Source organism: Streptomyces sp. NPDC002935, from assembly GCF_040611295.1.
Taxonomy (GTDB): domain Bacteria; phylum Actinomycetota; class Actinomycetes; order Streptomycetales; family Streptomycetaceae; genus Streptomyces.
Window position 1 is genome coordinate 1 of record NZ_JBEXNW010000060.1, and the last position, 20,614, is coordinate 20,614.

The 20,614-nt window shown below is 71.8% G+C and carries 15 protein-coding genes; 9 read left to right on the plus strand and 6 right to left on the minus strand.

From position 1 onward, the window contains the following. A partial coding sequence (ilvC, locus tag ABZX90_RS42130; protein WP_355213537.1) for a ketol-acid reductoisomerase occupies positions 1-789 on the plus strand: 789 nt, incomplete at its 5' end. Positions 790-1,097: 308 nt separating this feature from the next. Beyond that, positions 1,098-2,687: a phosphoglycerate dehydrogenase gene (serA, locus tag ABZX90_RS42135; protein ID WP_355213538.1), complete on the plus strand. Its 1,590-nt coding sequence runs from the start codon at positions 1,098-1,100 to the stop codon at positions 2,685-2,687. 99 nt (positions 2,688-2,786) lie between these two features. Here serA and ABZX90_RS42140 read toward each other — a convergent pair whose 3' ends face one another. Next, positions 2,787-5,756, minus strand: a complete 2,970-nt coding sequence (locus ABZX90_RS42140) for an AAA family ATPase (protein ID WP_355213539.1) — start codon at positions 5,754-5,756, stop codon at positions 2,787-2,789. Positions 5,757-5,994: 238 nt separating this feature from the next. Further along, positions 5,995-7,563, minus strand: coding sequence for an MFS transporter (locus ABZX90_RS42145; protein WP_355213540.1), 1,569 nt, complete (start codon positions 7,561-7,563; stop codon positions 5,995-5,997). Positions 7,564-7,672: 109 nt separating this feature from the next. Here ABZX90_RS42145 and ABZX90_RS42150 point away from each other — a divergent pair, with 109 nt between their 5' ends. Beyond that, on the plus strand, positions 7,673-8,257 hold the full coding sequence (locus ABZX90_RS42150; RefSeq protein ID WP_351134033.1) for a TetR/AcrR family transcriptional regulator: 585 nt from the start codon (positions 7,673-7,675) through the stop codon (positions 8,255-8,257). A gap of 116 nt (positions 8,258-8,373) precedes the next feature. Here the strand turns inward: ABZX90_RS42150 and ABZX90_RS42155 are convergent, their stop codons facing one another. Next, positions 8,374-9,459, minus strand: coding sequence for an MFS transporter (locus tag ABZX90_RS42155; protein WP_351134047.1), 1,086 nt, complete (start codon positions 9,457-9,459; stop codon positions 8,374-8,376). 278 nt (positions 9,460-9,737) lie between these two features. Here ABZX90_RS42155 and ABZX90_RS42160 point away from each other — a divergent pair, with 278 nt between their 5' ends. Further along, a complete protein-coding gene (locus tag ABZX90_RS42160; protein WP_355213541.1) occupies positions 9,738-11,171 on the plus strand; it encodes a PLP-dependent aminotransferase family protein in 1,434 nt (477 codons plus the stop codon). A 70-nt stretch (positions 11,172-11,241) separates the two neighbouring features. Here ABZX90_RS42160 and ABZX90_RS42165 read toward each other — a convergent pair whose 3' ends face one another. Next, a complete protein-coding gene (locus ABZX90_RS42165; protein ID WP_355213542.1) occupies positions 11,242-12,495 on the minus strand; it encodes a helix-turn-helix domain-containing protein in 1,254 nt (417 codons plus the stop codon). Between the two features lie 143 nt (positions 12,496-12,638). Between ABZX90_RS42165 and ABZX90_RS42170 the strand changes: the two genes are divergently transcribed. Beyond that, the gene (locus tag ABZX90_RS42170) at positions 12,639-13,565 is read left to right on the plus strand and encodes a proline dehydrogenase family protein (protein WP_355213543.1); all 927 of its coding nucleotides are present in this window, start codon (positions 12,639-12,641) and stop codon (positions 13,563-13,565) included. Positions 13,566-13,694: 129 nt separating this feature from the next. Further along, a complete protein-coding gene (pruA, locus tag ABZX90_RS42175) occupies positions 13,695-15,326 on the plus strand; it encodes an L-glutamate gamma-semialdehyde dehydrogenase (protein WP_355213544.1) in 1,632 nt (543 codons plus the stop codon). Positions 15,327-15,414: 88 nt separating this feature from the next. Here the strand turns inward: pruA and ABZX90_RS42180 are convergent, their stop codons facing one another. Beyond that, positions 15,415-16,284 carry an alpha/beta hydrolase gene (locus ABZX90_RS42180; RefSeq protein WP_355213545.1) on the minus strand — a complete coding sequence of 290 codons (870 nt, stop codon included), beginning with the start codon at positions 16,282-16,284 and terminating at the stop codon, positions 15,415-15,417. 175 nt (positions 16,285-16,459) lie between these two features. On the opposite strand from ABZX90_RS42180, the gene ABZX90_RS42185 reads away from it, so the two are divergent. Together ABZX90_RS42185 and ABZX90_RS42190 are read left to right on the plus strand one after the other, a co-directional pair. Further along, positions 16,460-17,005 (plus strand): GNAT family N-acetyltransferase, encoded by a 546-nt coding sequence (locus ABZX90_RS42185; protein ID WP_351134020.1) that lies wholly within the window; start codon positions 16,460-16,462, stop codon positions 17,003-17,005. Between the two features lie 340 nt (positions 17,006-17,345). Then, positions 17,346-17,474, plus strand: a complete 129-nt coding sequence (locus ABZX90_RS42190; RefSeq protein ID WP_351134018.1) for a hypothetical protein — start codon at positions 17,346-17,348, stop codon at positions 17,472-17,474. A gap of 95 nt (positions 17,475-17,569) precedes the next feature. Here ABZX90_RS42190 and ABZX90_RS42195 read toward each other — a convergent pair whose 3' ends face one another. Beyond that, entirely contained in the window at positions 17,570-19,171 is a 1,602-nt protein-coding gene (locus ABZX90_RS42195) for a metallophosphoesterase family protein (protein WP_355213546.1), read from the minus strand. 142 nt (positions 19,172-19,313) lie between these two features. Here ABZX90_RS42195 and ABZX90_RS42200 point away from each other — a divergent pair, with 142 nt between their 5' ends. Beyond that, positions 19,314-20,357 (plus strand): 3-isopropylmalate dehydrogenase, encoded by a 1,044-nt coding sequence (locus tag ABZX90_RS42200; protein WP_351134014.1) that lies wholly within the window; start codon positions 19,314-19,316, stop codon positions 20,355-20,357. The last annotated feature ends 257 nt before the right edge of the window (positions 20,358-20,614 follow it).

A 20,614-nucleotide genomic window follows, 5' to 3' on the forward strand; every position in this document is an offset into this window, starting at 1 on the left:
GCCGAGGCCGACGTCATCATGATCCTGGTGCCGGACCCGATCCAGTCGCAGGTCTACGAGGAGTCCATCAAGGACAACCTGAAGGACGGCGACGCCCTGTTCTTCGGCCACGGCCTGAACATCCGCTACGGCTTCATCAAGCCGCCGGCGGGCATCGACGTCTGCATGGTGGCCCCGAAGGGCCCGGGGCACCTGGTGCGCCGCCAGTACGAGGAGGGTCGCGGGGTTCCGTGCATCGCGGCCGTCGAGCAGGACGCGACCGGTAACGCCTTCGCGCTCACCCTCTCGTACGCCAAGGCCATCGGCGGCACCCGTGCCGGCGTCATCAAGACGACGTTCACCGAGGAGACCGAGACCGACCTGTTCGGTGAGCAGGCCGTCCTGTGCGGTGGTACCGCGGCGCTGGTGAAGGCCGGTTTCGAGACGCTGACCGAGGCCGGGTACCAGCCGGAGATCGCGTACTTCGAGTGTCTGCACGAGCTGAAGCTCATCGTGGACCTGATGTACGAGGGCGGTCTGGAGAAGATGCGCTGGTCCGTGTCGGAGACCGCGGAGTGGGGCGACTACATCACCGGCCCGCGGATCATCACGGACGCGACCAAGGCCGAGATGAAGCAGGTCCTCGCCGAGATCCAGGACGGCACGTTCGCCCGTAACTGGATGGACGAGTACCACTCGGGTCTGAAGAAGTACAACGAGTACAAGACCCAGGACGAGAACCACCTCCTGGAGACCACCGGCAAGGAGCTCCGCAAGCTCATGTCGTGGGTGAACGACGACGAGGCGTAAGCCGTACGACGGGGGCCGGGGCGGCACGCTCCGGCCCCTCCGTCGAACCCCGGGTAACGCCCGTGGACACGGTGTTGGACATCCCGTCCAGCCACGGACGGGTGATCCTTCCGCTGAGGCGCAGGACGACCTCTGCGGCGCCACTACACTGCTCCACATCACCAACGCGTCAGGCCCACAGCGTCGTGCGTCTTCCACGCGGCTCAAGCGACCCCCAAGAAGTGCAGGCACGCCCCGGGGCCGCTACAACCCCTCCACCGCCTGCGGCCGTCGGGACGGCCGTCCGCATTGGACTTGTGAGGACTCACGTGAGCTCGAAACCTGTCGTACTCATCGCTGAAGAGCTGTCGCCCGCGACCGTAGACGCCCTGGGCCCGGACTTCGAGATCCGGCATGCGAACGGCGCGGACCGCGCCGAGCTGCTGCCCGCCATCGCCGACGTCGACGCCATTCTGATCCGCTCGGCCACCAAGGTCGACGCGGAGGCCGTCGCCGCCGCCAAGAAGCTGAAGGTCGTCGCACGAGCCGGCGTCGGCCTGGACAACGTCGACGTCTCCGCCGCCACCAAGGCCGGCGTGATGGTCGTCAACGCCCCCACCTCCAACATCGTGACCGCGGCCGAGCTGGCCTGCGGTCTCCTCCTCGCCACCGCGCGGCACATCCCGCAGGCCAATACGGCGCTGAAGAACGGCGAGTGGAAGCGCAGCAAGTACACCGGTGTCGAGCTCGCCGAGAAGACCCTCGGTGTCGTCGGCCTCGGCCGCATCGGCGCGCTCGTCGCGCAGCGCATGTCCGCTTTCGGCATGAAGGTCGTGGCCTACGACCCCTACGTCCAGCCCGCGCGGGCCGCGCAGATGGGCGTGAAGGTCCTCACCCTCGACGAGCTGCTCGAGGTCTCGGACTTCATCACCGTGCACCTGCCCAAGACCCCCGAGACCCTCGGTCTCATCGGTCACGAGGCGCTGCACAAGGTCAAGCCGTCGGTGCGCATCGTCAACGCCGCGCGCGGCGGGATCGTCGACGAGGAGGCGCTGTACGCGGCGCTCAAGGAGGGCCGCGTCGCCGGCGCCGGCCTCGACGTGTACGCGAAGGAGCCCTGCACGGACTCCCCGCTCTTCGAGCTCGACGAGGTCGTCTGCACCCCGCACCTCGGCGCCTCCACGGACGAGGCGCAGGAGAAGGCCGGTATCTCCGTCGCCCGCTCGGTGCGCCTCGCCCTCGCCGGTGAGCTCGTCCCGGACGCGGTCAACGTCCAGGGCGGCGTCATCGCCGAGGACGTCAAGCCCGGTCTGCCGCTCGCCGAGAAGCTCGGCCGCATCTTCACCGCCCTCGCGGGCGAGGTCGCGGCCCGCCTCGATGTCGAGGTGTACGGCGAGATCACCCAGCACGATGTCAAGGTGCTCGAACTCTCCGCGCTCAAGGGTGTGTTCGAGGACGTCGTCGACGAGACGGTCTCGTACGTCAACGCCCCGCTGTTCGCGCAGGAGCGCGGCGTCGAGGTCCGTCTGACCACGAGCTCGGAGTCCCCCGACCACCGCAACGTGGTCACCGTGCGCGGCACGCTCAGCGACGGCCAGGAGGTCTCGGTCTCCGGCACGCTGGCCGGCCCGAAGCACCTGCAGAAGATCGTCGCCGTCGGCGAGTACGACGTGGACCTCGCGCTCGCCGACCACATGGTCGTGCTGAGCTACGAGGACCGTCCCGGTGTCGTCGGCACCGTCGGCCGCATCCTCGGCGAGTCCGGCATCAACATCGCCGGTATGCAGGTCGCCCGCGCGGACGTCGGTGGCGAGGCCCTCGCGGTCCTCACCGTCGACGACACGGTGCCGCAGAGCGTCCTCACCGAGCTCTCCGACGAGATCGGCGCGACGTCGGCGCGGTCGGTCAACCTCGTCTGAGGTTCGTTCGCGACGACTGCCCCTACGGCAGCAGAGGGCCGGGACACCCGCGGGTGTCCCGGCCCTCGCGCGTCGCGGAACACCTCCGCCGCACGACCCTCAGGCGGACGGTGTCGTCTCCGGCTCGATCAGGCCCTCGCGGTAGGCGATGGCCACGGCCTCGGTGCGGCTCGCGGCGCCCAGTTTGGCGAGGATGTTCGAGACATGGACGCTCGCCGTCTTGCCGCTGATGAACAGTTCCTGGCCGATCTGACGGTTGGTGCGCCCCCGGCCGAGCAGCCGCAGCACATCGCTCTCCCGGGCGGTCAGCGCCGCTATGCGCTCCCCGGCGGCCGGTGACTCGGCGAGGCGGCCGCGCCGGACGAGGGCGTCCAGGGCCTCGCGCAACGGCACCGCGCCGAGGCGCAGGGCGGCGTCATGGGCCGCGCGGGCCTGTTCGGCGGCCTCCTCGCGGCGGCCGGCCGCGAGGAGCGCCTCCGCGAGCCGCCTTCTGCTTCGGGCCAGCTCGTACGGATCGCCGTAGCCGAACGCCGTCACGGCCCGCTCCCAGGCCGCCACGTCCGGACCGGTGCGGGCGCGCAGCCACTCCGCCTCGGCACGGGCGAGCCAGGCCAGGCCCTCGGGTCCCTCCGCGGTGCTCTTTCCGCTCTGGGCCGCCGTGCTCCTGGCCAGCTCCACCAGCTCGGTCGCGGTGTCCGCCCAGCGGCCGCCCGTCGGCTCGCCGGACCGGCGCGACTCCTCGGCCGCGTCCGCGACCGCCGACAGGGCGAGTGCGGCGAGCCGCACCACGACGGGGGGCCGGTCGGTGCCCGACACCTCCGTGAGGGCCTCGGCCGCGGTGTACAGCCGCCGCACGGACTCCTCGGTGTCACCGCTCTGCGCTGCCGCGTCGGTCAGTACGATGCTCGCGACGAGCGTCGCCATCCAGTCGAAGGGCCGGTCGAGCAGTGCGCGGGCCCCGGTGACGGCCGTGTCGTGCTCGCCGCGGGCGAGGGCCACGTACAGGGCGGGACCTGTCGCGAACCCGCCCGCCGACGACAGCAGTTCGGCGTCCTCGGCGGCCGCTCGCGCGCACTCGTCCCAGCGGCCCAGCGTGTAGAACACCAGGGACTGGAGGTACCGCAGCTCCAGGGCGTACGGCGAGGAGAGGAGACCGGCGCGGCGGGCGCGGTCCACGCCGTCGCCGAGCCAGGTCAGGCACTCGTCCAGGTCACCGGACTCGTAACACCCGATGGCCAGGTTGAACAGCGCTCGCATCTCCACCGGGAAGTTCCCCGCGCCGCGGGCCAGTTCGCGGGCGTGACGCAACCGGTCGCGGCCCTCCGGGGTCCTGCGGGTGTGGGGTTCCATGCCGACCAGGGAGATCGTCAAGTCGGCCTGGGCGTCGGCCAGTCGGAGGCGCTCGGCGATCGCCAGCGCCTGCCGGGCGACCCGCTCGGCGTCCTCGTCCAGCCCCACGTAACGGGCGGCCATGACGTGCGTCGCCGCCGCCCATACCCAGGTGTACGAGGGCGGCTCGGCGGGGATCATCGCGAGCGCCTCGCTGCTGTACGTGAACGCGGCCTTCAGGCTGTCGATCCGCATCAGGTGGCCCGCGAGGGTGTACCGCACCCGCGCGGCGAGCTCGGAGTCGGCGTCCGAGCCGGCCCTGGCGAGCGCGTCGCGGGTGAGGTGGACCGCGCGATGGGACTCGCCCGCGCGGGCGGCGGCCGCGGAGGCGCGCAGGGTGAGGGTGACCGTGCCGCCCTCGGGGCGGGCGGCGGCGTCCACCGCGGGCCACAGTTCGAGTGCCGCCTCCAGGTGGCGCAGTTCCTCGGCGGGCGCGCCGACGCGCTGGGCGTGGTCGGCGGCTTCGAGGGAGGAGGTGAGCGCGTCGGCCAGGTCGTGGCTCTCGCGGGAGTGATGGGCGCGCTCCGCCGCGTTCTTCGCCGAACGGCCGTGCCCCGCGAGGAGTTTGGCGAACAGCCCGTGCAGCCGGACCCGCTCGCCGGGCAGCAGGTCCGCGTACACGGCCTCGCGGGTGAGCGCGTGCCGGAACGAGTACGTCGCGTCGTCGCCGGACAGCAGCAGCTGGTGGCCGACGGCCTCGCGCAGTGCCGACTCCAGCTCGTCGTCCGGCAGTTGTACGGCGTCACGCAGCAGTTCGTGCTCGACGCGGCGCCCCGCGACGGCCGCTGTGCGCAGCACCTGCTGGGCGGTCTCGGAGAGTTGCTCGATGCGGATGAGGAGGACATCGGCCAGTCCGCTGGGCATGGCGGGGGAGGCGGGGTCGTCGTCACCGGGCAGCGCGGCGAGCAACTCCTCGGCGTAGAAGGCGTTCCCCTCGGCGCGGTCGACGATGCGGTGGACGGTGGTGTCGGAGACGGGGCCGGTGCGCAGCGCGCGCACGAGCCGGGCCACATCGGCGTCGGCCATCGGCCGCAACTCCAGCCGGTCGACGGCGGGCAGCCGGATCAGCTCGGCGAGCAGGGGGCGCAGGGGGTGGCGGCGGTGCAGGTCGTCCGAGCGGTACGAGGCGAAGACCGCCAGACGGCGCGCGGGTCCGCCGGGCGCGGGCCGCTGGAGGACGCCCCGGCTGAGGAGGAAGCGGAGCAGGTCCCGGGAGGACTGGTCCGCCCAGTGGAGGTCTTCGAGGATCAGCAGGAGCGGGGTGACATCGGCCAGGTCGGCGAGGAGGCCCGCGATGCCCTCGAAGAGCTGCAGGCGGCTGCCGGGGTCCGGCGCGGTGCCGGTCCCCGAACCGGTGCCGGTCAGCCGGTCCACCGCCGGGTGGGCGGCGAGCGCCGGGGCGAAGCGGTCGTCGGCGGCCAGGGTGCCGAGGATCTCCGTGAACGGGAGGTACGGCAGGCCCACGTCGCCGAGGTCCACGCAGTGGCCGGTCAGGACCGTCATACCGGCGGCGGACGCGTGCGCCGCGGCCTCCGTGAGCGTGCGGGTCTTGCCGACGCCGGCGTCGCCGGCCACCAGGACGGCACGGGGGTCGCCGTCCCTCGCGCGCTCCAGCACGCCGGTGAGCCGGGCGAGTTCGTCCCCCCGGCCGATGAACGGCGTACCGAATGTCTGTGCCACGAGACCATCCTGGCACGCCCCGCCGACAACCCCCCGACGCCGGCCTCCCGGGGCTCCGCCCGGTTCTCGTCCCCGGACAGGTCCGCGCGGCGCGGTGTCCGCACGCGCGCGTGGGGACGTCCGGACGGGGCGGGCATCCCCACGCGCGCGTGCCGATGCCGGGCGGGCCGGAGTCGTCCGGCCCGCCCGGCGGGTGTGCGGGAGGGTGTCGGGCCGTCGGCGGCCCGGCGGGTGGGGGTCAGACCGTCGCCTGCTCGGGGTTCACCGTCTCGGGTGCCGTCCCGGTCTCGCGCACCGGCACCTTGCGCAGGGTCGCGGCGGCGAGTGCCGCGGCGCCCAGCAGCAGGATCGCGCCCGCGATCGCCGCCGCCTGCATGCCGTTGGTGAAGGCCTCCCGTGCGGCCGTCGCCAGGGCCTGGCCCGCGTCGCCCGGCAGGTGTCCGGCCACGGCGAGGGCGCCGCCCAGCGTCTCGTGGGCCGCGGCCGGGACGCCGGCCGGGATGTCGTGGCGGTAGACCGCCGTGCCGATCGAGCCCAGGACCGCCATGCCGAGGGCGCCGCCGAACTCGGCCCCGGTCTCCAGCAGGGAGGAGGCGGAGCCCGCGTTGCCGACGGGGACGGTGCCGAGGGCCAGGTCCATCATCTGCGACATCACGACGACCATTCCGGCGGCGAGGACGCCCGCGCCGGCCAGCACGAGCCACAGGGAGTCGGTGCCGGCGAGCGTCAGCAGACCGTAGCCGCTCGCGGCGGTGACGAAGCCGCCGGAGACGACATGGGCGCGGTCCACACCCTTCTGCACGAGCTGTGCGGAGACTGGCGCGGCCACACCGACCAGGACCGTGGGGAGCAGGGCCCACAGGGCGGCCTCCATGGAGCTCTTGCCGAGCACCGACTGGAGGTACTGGGTGGTGAAGTACGCCGAACCGAGCATGCCGAAGGAGGCGACCAGATTGAGCACGACGGCGGGGGCGAAGCCTCGGCCGCGGAACAGGGCGGGGGAGATCAGCGGGGACTTCGCGGTGCGCTGACGGTGGACGAACAGGGCGGCGAAGACCAGGCCGACGAGGACCGAGACGACGTACTCCGTCTTCCAGCCCTCGGACGGGATCTCCTTGACTCCGTAGATCACCGGCAGCACGGCAGCCATCGACAGCGGCACGCTGAGCAGGTCGAAACGGCCGGGCTCCGGGTTCCTGGACTCGGGCAGCAGGATCGGGCCGAGGACCAGCAGCAGCACCATCGCGGGCAGGTTGACCAGGAAGACCGAGCCCCACCAGAAGTACTCGACGAGGACGCCGCTCATCACCGAACCGAGCGCGATACCGCCGGTCATGACGCCGGACCACATGGCGATGGCCTTCGCGCGCTGGCCGGGGTCCGTGAACATCGTGCGGATGATCGCCATCGTCGACGGCATCAGAGTCGCGCCGCCGATGCCGAGGACCGCCCGGGCCGCGATCAGCATCTCGGCGCTGTTCGCGTAGGCGGCCAGGACCGAGGCGGTGCCGAACGCGGCGGCGCCGAACAGGAGCAGCTTGCGGCGCCCGATGCGGTCGCCGAGCGAGCCCATCGTCATCAGCAGGCCGGCGAGCACGAACGCGTAGATGTCGAAGATCCACAGCTGCTGGGTGCCGGTCGGCTCCAGGTCCGCGCTGATCGAGGGGATCGCGAAGTACAGGACCGAGACGTCCATCGAGACCAGGAGCAGCGGAAGCATCAACACGCCGAGGGCGGTCCATTCGCGGCGGCCGGCCAGGGCGCCGGGGGCGCCGGGGGCGGGGGTCGTGCTCGTCGGGTTCGTCATGCCAGGGAATGTACGCACGTCTTAAACGCTTGTCTAGTACGAGCGTCTAGGACGTTTGTTTTTGACGCCCGTATAGGACGGTTGTCTGAATCGCGGTACGCTGGCCGGCATGGGACACCGTGAGGATCTGCTCGAAGGCGCCAAGCGCTGCCTGCTGGAGAAGGGCTTCGTGCGCACCACGGCGCGCGACATCGTCAAGGAGTCGGGGACGAATCTGGCGTCCATCGGCTACCACTACGGGTCGAAGGACGCGCTGCTCACACAGGCCTTCGTGGAACTGGTCCAGGAGTGGGGCGAGAAGTTCGCCCCGGCCTCGGCGCACGAGGTCGAGCCCGGGGGCTCCGTGGAACGCTTCCACAGCGTGTGGGCACGGATGCTGGAGTCCTTCGAGGACTTCCGGCCGGTCTGGGCGGCCAGCATGGAGATCGTGACGCAGGGGGACCGCGTTCCGGAGCTGCGGGATCTGATGGCGAAGGCGCAGATCGAGGGGCGGTCCGGGCTGGTCGCGATGTTCACCGGGCTGGACGAGGAGACGCTCGACGACTCGACGGTGAAGTCGCTCGGCGGCTTCTACCAGGCGCTGCTCAACGGCCTGATGGTGCAGTGGCTCTTCGACCCGGCGAGCGCGTCCACGGCGGACGATCTCACCGATGGACTGCGACGCGTGATCGCCGGGGCGCGCAAGGCGAAGTGAGTCGCGCGGGCCGCGCCGCCGCCGGGCATCCGCCCTGCCGCCGTCCGGCCGGGCCGCCCGTTCGCCGCCCGGTGATCGTGCGCCCCGCACGTCGTTCGCCCTCCGGACAGGGCCGGTCACCCCGGCGGCGCGGGGATGCGCAGGTCCCGGACGGCCGGGACCAGTGCCAGCAGCATCACCGCGCCCGTGATGGCGAAGGCCGCCGCATAGCCCGTCGGTCCGGCCAGGGCGCCGAATCCCGCCGCGCCGACGCCCATGCCGCCGTCGTACGCCAGGTTCCACAGCGCGCTGACGGTGCCGTAGCCGGAGGCCGGGACCCGGGCGTACATCAGGGTCAGGGTGGCGTTCTGGGCGATGCCGAAGCCGGTGCCGAAGACGGCCACCCCGGCCACGACGGCGATCGGGCTCCCGGTGAACGCGGTGATCAGCATGCCGCCGGCCGACAGGAGCAGGCCCGGCAGCACGAGCCGAGCGGGTCCGCGCCGGTCGCCGTACCGGCCCGCCGCCCAACGGGCCGCTGTCGAGGCGGCCGGCTGGACGAAGAGGGCCACCGCGACGACCCCGGCGCAGGAGGCGGGGACGGCGAGCGGCAGGAAGGTCACGATGATCCCGGTCGCGAGCGCGGTGGTCGCGAAGACGAGCGCGGGCCGGGCCAGCGCGCCGGTGCGCAGCGCGGCCACCATGCCCACCGGCTTCTCCGACGCCGCCTCCCGGTCGGGCAGGCCCGGCACCGAGACGACGGCGGCCAGCGCGGCCACGCCCGCGGCGACGGCGACCGGGGTGCAGCCCACGTGCGCGGCCAGCCACACGCCCAGCGGCAGGGCGATCAGCGACGGTACGCCGGACACCACGCCCACCAGCGCCAGGCCCTCGCCCCGCCGTTCGGCCGGGATAAGCGACGCGGTGAGCGCGCCGCCCGCCACCAGGGTGAGCGCGAAACCCAGGCCGCGGACCAGGCAGACCAGCACGATCCACACCAGGGAGTGCGAGACGGTGAGGACGAGGGCGGGCGCGCCGAGCAGGGAGAGACCGGCGACCAGCGCGACCCGGTAGCCGTGCCGCGCGACGAACCGGGGAGCGGCCAGTTCGCCCAGCACCGTGGACAGCATCAGCGCACCGGTGGCCAGGCCCGCGCCCGACGCCGTGGCGTAGGCGGGGACGACCGACAGCAGCAGGAAGAAGCTCACCGATGAGCCGATCATGCTCACGAAGCGGAGCATCAGCGGCCGCGTGAGCAGCGGCGGCCGGACGGCGGACCCACCGGCCGGAGCGGTCGCAGCCGTCACAGCCGCCGGGGCTGCCGGATCAGAGGGATCAGAGGGAGCAGCCATCGGCGTGGTAGGCGTGGTCGGCGGCGGCCCGATGGGCGTGGTCGGCCGAGGTGCCGGAGTCGGCGTCGTCCGGGGCGGCCGCGGCATCGAGGGAGTCGTCATGGGAACGACGCTAGGTTCTGGCCGGACCCCCGGTAAGCTCCAATTCCATGCCTGTGCAGTGGGCCGGTTTGTCACCCGAGCTGCTCCTGTCCGTCGACCGGGACAGCGGCGAGCAGCTGCGCGCCCAGCTGGAACGGCAGGTGCGCGACGCCGTCCGGTCGGGCCGGCTCGGCGCCGGGGAACGCCTCCCGTCCTCCCGTGAACTCGCCCGCGAACTCGGTCTGTCGCGCGGCCTGGTCCAGGACTGCTACGCCCAACTCCAGGCGGAGGGCTACCTGGTGACCCGCGTCGGCTCCGCCACCCGGGTCGCGGCGGGCGCCCATGTGCCACCCGCGCCCGCGCTCGCTTCCCCGCACTGGGCCGCCCCGCGCCTGATCGCGGACTTCCGGCACGGTGTCCCCGACCTCGGAAGCTTTCCGCTCGCCGACTGGCTCTGGGCGATACGCGAGGCCGGCCGCGCCATGCCGACGTCCGACCTCGACTACGGGGATCCGCGCGGGAGTCAGGCGCTGCGCGAGGTGGTGGCCGGATATCTGCGCCGGGTGCGGGCGGCCGCGGCCGACCCCGAGCGGATCGTCGTCTGCTCCGGCTACGCGCAGGGGCTCGGGCTGACGCTGCGCAGCCTGGCGCGCGCCGGGGTTCGGGTGGTGGCGTACGAGGATCCGGGCGGGCCCGCCACCGCGTCGGCCGCCGCCGAGGCCGCGGGTCTGACGGCCGTGCCCGTCCCGGTCGACGAGGACGGCGTCGACGTGCGGGCGCTCGACGCGAGCGGGGCCCGGGCCGTCATCGTCACCCCCGCGCACCAGTGGCCCACCGGGGTCGTGCTCGCCCCCGCGCGCCGGCTCGCCCTCATCGAGTGGGCCACGCGTCGGGACGCGTACGTCATCGAGGACGACTACGACGCCGAGTTCCGCTACGACCGGGAGCCGGTGGGCGCCCTCCAGGGGCTGGCCGCCGACCGGGTGGTCTCGATCGGCACCGTCAGCAAGTCGCTCGCCCCGGCGCTGCGCATCGGGTGGCTGCTCTGCCCGCCCGCGCTCACGGCCCCGGTCACGGAGGCCAAGCGGCTCACCGACCGCGGCTCCCCGACCCTCGACCAGCTCGCCCTCGCGAAGCTGATCGAGTCCGGCCGCTACGACCGTCATCTGCGCCGCATGCGCACGGTGTACGCGGTTCGCCGCACGGCCCTCGTCGACGCGCTCGCCACGCACGCCCCGGACATCCGGCTGACCGGGCTGGCCGCCGGGTTCCACGCGGTCCTGCACCTCGCGACGACGGCCGACGAGCGGTCCGTGGTCGCGGCGGCCCGCGAACGCTCCGTCGGCCTGTACGGCATGAGCGCGTGCCGCTCCGGCCACGCGACCGCGCCGCCGCAACTGGTGCTCGGCTTCGGCGACGTGGGGGAGCGGGCGATCGCCGAGGGCGTGGCGGCGGTCGGCGACCTGCTGACCCCGGACGCGAGGCCACCGGGCCGGTCCTGAACCCGCCGGGCCGTACGTGTGTCACCGGCCCGGCCCGGTACGGCGAGCGGCCGGGGCCGTCGGAGCCGTGCTAGAGCCGTGCCCCCTTCAGCGCCATGTGCAGGAGCAGCCGGTCCTCGCCGTCGTCCAGGTCGAGGCCGGTGAGCTGTTCCACCCGGGACAGACGGTAATAGAGCGTCTGGCGGTGGATGCCCAACTCGGCCGCCGTGCGCCCGGCCTGGCCCGCCCGGTCGAGGAACACCTCGGCGGTGCGGGCGAGTTCGCGGTGCGGGGGAGTCAACAGGTCGCGTACGACGGGGTCGTGGGCCGCCTCCGGAGGGAGGGCGGTGAGCAGCCTGAAGGGACCGATGGCCCCCCACTCGGCCACCGGGCCGAGCCGTGGTTCGGCCAGCACCGCACGTGCGGCGGCCGCAGCCTCCTGCCAGGCGGCCCCCAGTTCCCCGAGCCCCACCCGGGCCCCGCCGATCCCGGCCGCCGCGTTCCCGCCGGGATGCCCGGAGCCGGTGGCCCCGCCCTCGCCGCGTCCCCCCTCCGCCGCCCGGACGAACCGGGTGGCCGCCGTCAGCGCAGGCGTCAGGACGTCCGGCGACCGCAGCCGCACCAGCAGCGCCAGGCTCTGGCCGGTGGCGCCCCACGGGATGGTGCACAGCGCGGTCGCCCCCGGCACCGTACGGGCGGAAGGGGCGTCGTCCGGGTCGGCCGAGGGCCACGGCGCCACGCACACCACCGTGTGCAGGCCGTCGCCGCGCGGACCGAGCGCCGTGCGCAGCTCGGCCACCGCCATGTCGCGCTGCCAGCCGCGCTCGGCGGTCAGGACGGCGCGCAGCTCGCGGGTGAGATCCGCGCCGGCCTGCGCCTCGTCCGCCAGCAGGGCGCCGATACGGGAGGCCACCTGCATCGCGGCGATCAGCTGGGCGTCGGTGGGACCCGGGTCGTCGTCCAGCAGCCAGACATAGCCGAGGACGACCCCCCGATGCCGCACCGGGAGACAGATCCGACCCCGGTAGACCCCCGCCTCCGGGGTGGGCGGGATACGGACGGGCCCGGTCGCCCGGGTGATGCCGAAGCCCTCGAACCAGGTGCGGACCGTCGTGGTGGAACGGCGGGTGAGGATCGAGCGGGTGCGCACGGGGTCGAGGGCGGAGGGATCGAGGTCGCCCTCGCTGTCGTACGCGCCGAAGGCGAGCAGCTCGAAATCGCGGTTCTCCAGCGTCGCGGGGACGCCGAGGAGCGCCGAGATCTCGTCGACCAGCTCTTGGTAGTCGCCTCTGTGTTCACCGCTCACCCAGGCATTCTCCCGCAATCCCGAGAGCTCTTCATACATTTGTCTGAGATCCGGGGCAGGGATGCGTGACAGCTGTCGATGGCCCAGGATCGGAGAGATCCCTAGGTTTCACGGTGGTTCTCCGTGCCGTACCCGAATGGTCGGGATTCGGCCTCCTGCTGACTTCGTTGTGGAGGTGCCCCGTGCTGGGTCCCGTGATTCTCGCCGCCTCGCGCAGCGACAAGATGCGCCGTCTGATCTCGGCCGCCCCGGTGACCAAGCCGGTCGTCGACCGCTTCATCCCCGGCGAGACCGTCGACCAGGTCGTCCCGATCATCAAGGACCTCACGGGCAAGGGCCTGGAAGTCACGATGGACGTCGTCGGCGAGGACATCACGACCCCCGAGCAGTCGTACGCCGCCCGTGACGCGTACCTGGAGCTCATCGAGCGGCTGAAGCAGCTGGACCTGGGCACCAAGGCCGAGATGTCGATCAAGCTGTCGATGTTCGGACAGGCGCTGGAAGGGGGCCACGAGCTGGCCCTCGCCAACGTCCGCCCGGTCGTCGAGGCCGCCGCCGCCATCGGTACCACCGTCACGCTGGACGCCGAGGACCACACCACGCTCGACTCGATGTTCGCCATCCACGAGGAACTGCGGAAGGACTTCCCGCAGACCGGCTGTGTGATCCAGGCCTACCTGTTCCGCACCGAGGCCGACGCCCGCCGCCTCGCCGAGAGCGGCAGCCGCGTCCGTCTGGTGAAGGGCGCCTACAAGGAGCCCGCCGAGGTCGCGTACCAGCAGAAGGCCGAGACCGACAAGGCGTACGTCCGCATCCTGAGGATCCTGATGGAGGGCGAGGGGTACCCGATGATCGGGTCCCACGACCCGCGGCTCATCTCCATCGCACAGGAGCTCGCGCGCACGGCCGGGCGCAAACTGGACGAGTACGAGTTCCAGATGCTCTACGGCATCCGCAGCGACGAGCACCTGCGGCTCGCCGCCGAGGGCCACCGCATGCGCGTCTACACCGCTTACGGCACCGACTGGTACGGCTACTTCATGCGCCGCCTGGCGGAGAAGCCGGCCAACCTCGTGTTCTTCCTGCGCAGCATGATCACACGTGGCTGATTCAACTTGGCTGTGCCGCGGCTTCGGCCGGGGGTCCGGGGGTTGTCCCCCGGGCAGGCACAGCGCCCGCTCGATCCTCACCAAGGGCTGAGACCGAACACCCGCTCGATTCAAGGAGTTACGGAAAAAATGGACGCTGTAACCCAGGTCCCCACCCCCGTCAACGAGCCGGTGCACGGCTACGCCCCCGGCTCGCCCGAGCGCGCCCGCCTGGAGGCCAAGCTCAAGGAGCTGGCCGAGAACCCGATCGACCTGCCGATGACGATCGGCGGCGAGCGGCGCATGGGCGGCGGCGACCGTTTCGACGTCGTGCAGCCGCACAACCACAAGGCGCGCATCGGCACCTACGCCAACGCCACGCAAGCGGACGCCCAGGACGCCGTCGACGCGGCCCTCGCCGCCGCTCCCGCCTGGCGCGCGATGGCCTTCGACGACCGCGCCGCGATCATCCTGCGCGCCGCCGAGCTGCTGGCCGGTCCCTGGCGCGAGACGCTGGCCGCCTCCACCATGCTCGGCCAGTCGAAGACCGCCCAGCAGGCCGAGATCGACACCCCGTGCGAGCTCGTCGACTTCTGGCGCTTCAACGTCCACTACGCCCGCCAGATCCTCGCCGAGCAGCCGCCGGCGAACTCCCCGGGCGTGTGGAACCGCATGGACCACCGCCCGCTGGAGGGCTTCGTCTACGCGATCACGCCCTTCAACTTCACGGCGATCGCGGGCAACCTGCCCACCGCTCCGGCGCTCATGGGCAACGTCGTCGTCTGGAAGCCGTCCCCGACGCAGACCCACGCCGCCGTGCTGCTGATGCAGCTCCTGGAGGAGGCGGGCCTGCCCAAGGGCGTCATCAACCTCGTCACCGGTGACGGCATCGAGGTCTCCAAGGTCGCCCTGGAGCACCGGGACCTCGCGGGCATCCACTTCACCGGCTCGACCAAGACCTTCCAGTACCTGTGGAAGACGGTCGGCAACAACATCGAGAAGTACCGCTCCTACCCGCGTCTGGTCGGCGAGACCGGCGGCAAGGACTTCGTGGTCGCCCACCCGTCGGCGGACCGCGCGATCCTCAAGACCGCCCTGACCCGCGGTTCCTTCGAGTACCAGGGCCAGAAGTGCTCGGCGAGCTCCCGCGCCTACATCCCGGCCTCCATCTGGAACTCCGGTTTCAAGGAGGAGTTCGCGGCCGAGGTCGACTACCTGACCATGGGTGACGTCACCGACCTGTCGAACTTCATCGGCGCCGTCATCGACGAGCGCTCGTTCGCCAAGAACAAGGCCGCCATCGACCGCGCGAAGGCCGACCCGACCTGCACGATCGTCGCGGGCGGCTCGTACGACGACTCCGTCGGCTACTTCGTGCGCCCGACCGTCGTGGAGTGCTCGGACCCGGCGAACGAGGTCTTCACGACCGAGTACTTCGGTCCCTTCCTCGCCGTGCACGTCTACGAGGACGAGAAGTACGACGAGATGCTGACCCAGATGGAGTCGGCGTCCGACTACGCGCTCACCGGCGCGGTCATCTCCGGCGACCGCGCGGCGGCCGCGTACACGATGGAGAAGCTCCGCTACGCGGCGGGCAACTTCTACATCAACGACAAGTCGACCGGCGCCGTCGTCGGCCAGCAGCCCTTCGGCGGCGGCCGTGCCTCCGGCACCAACGACAAGGCCGGCGCCCCGCAGAACCTGATGCGCTGGACGCTGACCCGCGCCATCAAGGAGACGCTGGTTCCGCCGACCGACTACGGCTACCCGCACATGGGCTGACAGCCCGTCACCGACTCCGCCCCCGCCCACGGTCTCCCCCGTCCGTGGACGGGGGCGGTTCCATGTCCGCGTCCACGGAGCCGCCGCCTCACACGTGCCGGCCGAGGAACTCGCGGATCAGCGCCGCCGCCTGGTCCGCGTGCGTCTCCAGGGCGAAGTGGCCCGTGGGGAGCAGGTGGATCTCCGCGTCCGGGAGGTCGCGGCGGAAGGCGAGGGCGCCCTCCGGGACGAAGATCTCGTCGTGGCCGCCCCAGACCGCCAGAAGCGGGACCTGGCTGGTGCGGAAGTACTCCTGGAAGGCCGGGTAGAGCGCGAAGTTGGAGCCGTAGTCGGAGATCAGGTCGAGCTGGATCTCCGGCTGGCCGGGGCGGGCCATCAGGGCCGCGTCGTGCTCGTAGGCGTCGGGGCTGACCAGGGTCGGGTCCGGTACACCGGTCAGGTACTGCCACCGGATGCCGTCCGGGCCGCTGATCGCCCGGACCGGCGCCTCGGTCTCGGGCGTGCGCTCCGCGATCAGCGCGAGCACCGGCGCCCAGGCCTCGGCGCCCAGCCCCTCCTCGTACGCGTTGCCGTTCTGCGTGATGATCGCGGTCACCCGCTCGGGGTGCGCGAGCGCGAGGCGCAGGCCGATCGGGGCGCCGTAGTCCTGGATGTAGAGCGCGTACTCCTTGAGACCGAGCTGCTCGGTGAACTCCTCGGTGATCTCGGCCAGTCGGTCGAAGGAGTACGGGAAGTCGCCGGCCGCCGGGGCGGCCGAGCGGCCGAAGCCGAGGTGGTCGGGGGCGATCAGGTGGTAGCGGTCGGCGAGCAGCGGCAGCAGGTCCCGGAACATGTGCGAACTGCTCGGGAAGCCGTGCAGGAGAAGCAGGGCGGGCGCGTCCGCGGGGCCCGCCTCGCGGTAGGCGATCCGGTGGCCGCGGACGGTGGTGGCGCGGTGGTGGACCGGGTGACTGCTCATGACGATTCCCCTAACCCCTGAAGGCCTCTTTGGTGGTGAGAGCAGTTCACCATGCACATCTCTAACCGGTCAAGATGCTTGTAACGGTTAGATGTGCGCGTGGGGTGGCCGTCGCCTTCCGGGTCCGTGATGTGAGGGGGATGGGATTCCTGTCTCCCGTGTGAATACTGGCCGGATGGCCACCCGACTGCGGACCGCCCACACGGCGGACCTCGCCCCCGCCGAACTCCGCGCCGCCCGAAGCCTGTTGGAGGACGCCTTCGACGGGGACTTCAGGGACGAGGACTGGGATCACGGACTCGGCGGCATGCATGTCCTGGTCCATGACGGCCGGGGCCTCGCGGCGCACGGCTCGGTGATCCAGCGGCGGGTTCTGCACCGCGGCCGCTCGCTGCGGGTCGGATACGTGGAGGCGGTCGGCGTACGCGCGGACGTGCGCCGTACGGGACTCGGCGGACGGGTCATGGCCGAGCTGGAACGGATCGTCGAGGGCGCCTACGGGCTCGGCGCGCTCTCCGCGAGCGAGGAGGGGGCCGCCCTGTACGCGGCCCGGGGGTGGCAGCTCTGGCCGGGCCATGTCTGTGTCCTGGCGCCGGACGGTGGCGTCCGGCGCCTGCCCGACGAGGAGGGAACCACGTTCGTCCGTCCCGGGGCGGCCCCGGGTCCCCTCGACCCGGCGTACGGGCTGATCTTCGACTGGCGTGAGGGCGACGTGCTCTGACCGGAGCCGGCGTCGGCCGCTTCCTGATGGGGCGGTCGCGGGCGCCGCGTGGCCCGTGCCGCCGTGCGGAGCGTTGTCGCAGGTCGCAGCGGTGTGACGTAATCCGCCGTCTCAGATAGTAGGAAGTCCGAGTAATTGTGGAGACAGATGCCCCGTCCTCGCCTAGCTTGGTAGGAGCCGAACGTCTCGCTCGACCAAGCGAATGGCGGTCGTGAGCCGGAGCCCCTTGGCAGGCAACCCCTGCGGCACCGCTCCCCGCCCCTTCCGGCGTCTCGTAAATCTCTCACCGCACTTCCGGCCGCCCACGTGGGTCTCGCCGGAGGCAAGGAGTCGATTCATCATGGCCGAGACGACCGTCCGCCGAGTCCGTCACCTCTCCCGCAGCAGCGAGTCCGACCGCAAGAACGCCGCCGCCGCGCTCCAGCGCTCCCTCGACCGCAGGGACAACGGCGGAGCGACGGGCCACTGAGGCCCGCCGCCCCTTTGACCGGGAGCCGCACCCGCAGAGGTGCGGCGCGAGGCCATGCCCCGCGCCGCACCTCTGAGTGGTGACGCACGCCGGGATCAGGCCCCGCGCCGTACCTCGAAGTGGTCGATGCGCTTGCCGCTCTGGGCCAGCGCCGACACCTTGAGACGCGGTGAGGGACCCGCCTCCGCCTCCACCGAGAGGAAGGAGAAGCCTGTGTACCGCACCCGCGACCAATCCACGGTGTCCGCCTTCTGGTGCTGCGACTTCGTCCAGTGGAAGGTCTCGACCGACTCGCGGTCCCGGACCTTCCCCTCGTAGCTGTCCTTGACCCCCATGGGGAACCGGTACAGGCTCTTGCCCGCGCCGCCCGCCGTCACGTAGACGATCCCGTCCCGGGTCGGATCGGTCGAGGCCCCCACCGGCACCTGCTTGCCCACCTTCCCGCCCTTGATGGCGTCGGTGCGCTCGTACACGTGGTTGTGTCCGTTGATCACCAGGTCCACCTGGTGCTGGGCGAACAGCGGCCCCCAGGCGTCGCGCACACCGCCGTCGGAGGCGTGCGTCGACGTCGAGTAGGCGCAGTGGTGGAAGAAGACGACGACGAAGTCGACCTGCTTGCGCAGTTCCCCGAGCCGCTTGTCGAGCCAGGCCGTCTGTCTGCCGCCCGAGTAGCCCTTGTTGGCGGGGATCTCGTACGACACGTCGTTGGCGTCCAGCGCGACGATGCCGACGTTGCCGTAGACGAAGGAGTAGACGCCCGGCGCGTTCTGGGCGTCGAAGCCGTTGTCCGGGAGCGTCCAGCGCGCGGACTGGCCGCCGTAGCCGTTCGGCGAGTACCAGGCCTCCATGTCGTGGTTGCCGGTCGTCACCATCCACGGCACCGACTTCGCCACCGTCTCGGTCTGCTTGAGGAACAGGTCCCAGGCGCCCGGATCGTAGGTGTCCGAGTCCAGGCCGTGCCCGATCCCGTCCGCGTAGCAGATGTCGCCCGCGTGCAGGTGGAAGGCCGGGCCGCGGCCGAGTAGCACCTTGTCGTTGGCGAGCGCGTCGGGGGTGACGCCCTGGTCCCCGAAGGCCGTGAACACGAACTTCCCGGGGTGCGCGGGCGCCGTGCGGAAGTGGCCGATGGTGGAGTGCCGCGCCTTGCCCGCCGGGTCGAAGCCCTCGTGGCCGACACCGTAGTAGTACGTCGTCCCGGGGCGCAGCCCGTCGAGCGCCGCGTGCAGGTAGTACTGGTCCATCGCCATCCGCTGACCGGTGATTCCCGGTGTGTGCAGGTGGCGGACCTCGGCCTCGATCCTGCGGCTCAGCGCCCAGGGGGTCGGGCCCACCCGGATGTACGGCTTCCTGACCGCGAACGGCACCTGCCAGGAGATCCGCATCTGGGTCTTGGGGTCCGCGCCGAACGCGAGGTGGCGGCCGAACGGTGTGACGACGGAGCCGGGTACCCGGCTGCTGACCGGGTGCGGTGACGAGCCGGCCGTCGTCCGTGAGGGGGCGCCGGTGCCCGAGGCGCAGCCGGCCAGCAGACCACCGCCCGCGAACGCGCTCGCCGCCACCAGTGCGCGGCGCCGCGTGAGCTTCGTCCGCAGGTACTCGTACTGCTCCGCCATGCTCATGTCGCGTGCGAGCTCGTGCGGGATGCCGACATCGGGGACGGGGAGTCCGGGGGGAGTCCCCCTGGAAGGAGCGGTCATGTCTGGAAAGTTCCCAGCGTGCGCCAACGGCCGTCGTACATACGGGTGAACACAGGTCGAAGGGTAGGCGTGTTCCGACACCGGCATGTCCGTATGGCGGACATTGCGTGTCATCCCATGGGACACGGAGTACGGTGCCGTCATGTCTCGCAGCATCGATCTCGCAGTGATCCCCGGTGACGGCATCGGTCAGGAAGTCGTGGCCCAGGGGCTCAAAGTCCTCTCCGCCGTCCTTCCGCAGGACGTGAAGCTGGAGACCAAGGAATTCGACTTCGGCGCCCGGCGCTACCACGCCACCGGTGAGACCCTCACCGACGCCGACCTCGACGCCCTGAAGCGGCACGACGCCATCCTGCTCGGCGCGATCGGTGACCCCTCGGTCCCGTCCGGCGTCCTGGAGCGCGGCTTCCTGCTCAAGCTCCGCTTCGCCTTCGACCACCACGTCAACCTGCGTCCCTCGAAGCTCCTCCCGGGTGTCGAGACCCCGCTCGCCGGTCAGCCCGCGATCGACTTCGTCGTGGTCCGTGAGGGCACCGAGGGTCCGTACACCGGCAACGGCGGCACCATCCGCAAGGGCACCCCGCACGAGGTCGCCACCGAGGTCTCCGTCAACACGGCGTTCGGTGTCGAGCGGGTCGTCCGTGACGCCTTCGCCCGTGCGCAGGCCCGCCCGCGCAAGAAGCTGACGCTGGTCCACAAGAACAACGTGCTGACCTTCGCGGGCCACCTCTGGACCAACGTCTTCAACAAGGTGGCCGAGGAGTTCCCCGAGGTCACCACCGACTACATCCACGTGGACGCGGCGACGATCTACCTCGTCACGCAGCCCGAGCGCTTCGACGTGATCGTCACCGACAACCTCTTCGGCGACATCATCACCGACCTCGCCGCGGCCGTCTCCGGCGGCATCGGCGTCGCCGCCTCCGGCAACATCAACCCGAGCGGCGAGTTCCCCTCGATGTTCGAGCCCGTGCACGGCTCGGCACCCGACATCGCGGGCCAGGGCAAGGCCGACCCCAGCGCCACCGTCCTGTCCGTCGCCCTGCTGCTGCGCCACCTCGGCTACGAGACCGAGGCCGCCCGCATCGAGGACGCCGTCTCCGCCGATCTCGCCGAGCGGGTCGGCAAGCCCGCCCGCAGCACCGAGGAAATCGGCGACGCGCTGGCCGTGCGAGTAGCCGGCTGACCCGCCGCACCGCCTACGTTCCGTAGCAGCCGCCGGGTCGCATCCGCACCCGGCGGCTTTTGCTATGCCCTCGCCGGGTGCCACCATCATCCCCTGGGCCATCCCTGGATCATCCCTGGATCATCTCCTGGGCCGTATTCACACCGTTTCGTCCACGGTCCTCCGCGCGCGATAATCGAACGCGGAGCCGCGGAATGAGGGAATGCTCGGACGTCCTAACACTGGCCACTGGCAGTGCGGGCGTGAGCGCGGCCCGT

Bases quoted from the DNA above. Each gene is read 5' to 3' on its own strand.
- ABZX90_RS42145 (WP_355213540.1), bottom strand. From the start codon at position 7,563: ATGACGAACCCGACGAGCACGACCCCCGCCCCCGGCGCCCCCGGCGCC.
- ABZX90_RS42150 (WP_351134033.1), top strand. From the start codon at position 7,673: ATGGGACACCGTGAGGATCTGCTCGAAGGCGCCAAGCGCTGCCTGCTG.
- ABZX90_RS42155 (WP_351134047.1), bottom strand. From the start codon at position 9,459: ATGATCGGCTCATCGGTGAGCTTCTTCCTGCTGCTGTCGGTCGTCCCC.
- ABZX90_RS42160 (WP_355213541.1), top strand. From the start codon at position 9,738: ATGCCTGTGCAGTGGGCCGGTTTGTCACCCGAGCTGCTCCTGTCCGTC.
- ABZX90_RS42165 (WP_355213542.1), bottom strand. From the start codon at position 12,495: ATGTATGAAGAGCTCTCGGGATTGCGGGAGAATGCCTGGGTGAGCGGT.
- pruA (WP_355213544.1), top strand. From the start codon at position 13,695: ATGGACGCTGTAACCCAGGTCCCCACCCCCGTCAACGAGCCGGTGCAC.
- ABZX90_RS42180 (WP_355213545.1), bottom strand. From the start codon at position 16,284: ATGAGCAGTCACCCGGTCCACCACCGCGCCACCACCGTCCGCGGCCAC.
- ABZX90_RS42185 (WP_351134020.1), top strand. From the start codon at position 16,460: ATGGCCACCCGACTGCGGACCGCCCACACGGCGGACCTCGCCCCCGCC.
- ABZX90_RS42190 (WP_351134018.1), top strand. From the start codon at position 17,346: ATGGCCGAGACGACCGTCCGCCGAGTCCGTCACCTCTCCCGCAGCAGC.
- ABZX90_RS42195 (WP_355213546.1), bottom strand. From the start codon at position 19,171: ATGACCGCTCCTTCCAGGGGGACTCCCCCCGGACTCCCCGTCCCCGAT.
- ABZX90_RS42200 (WP_351134014.1), top strand. From the start codon at position 19,314: ATGTCTCGCAGCATCGATCTCGCAGTGATCCCCGGTGACGGCATCGGT.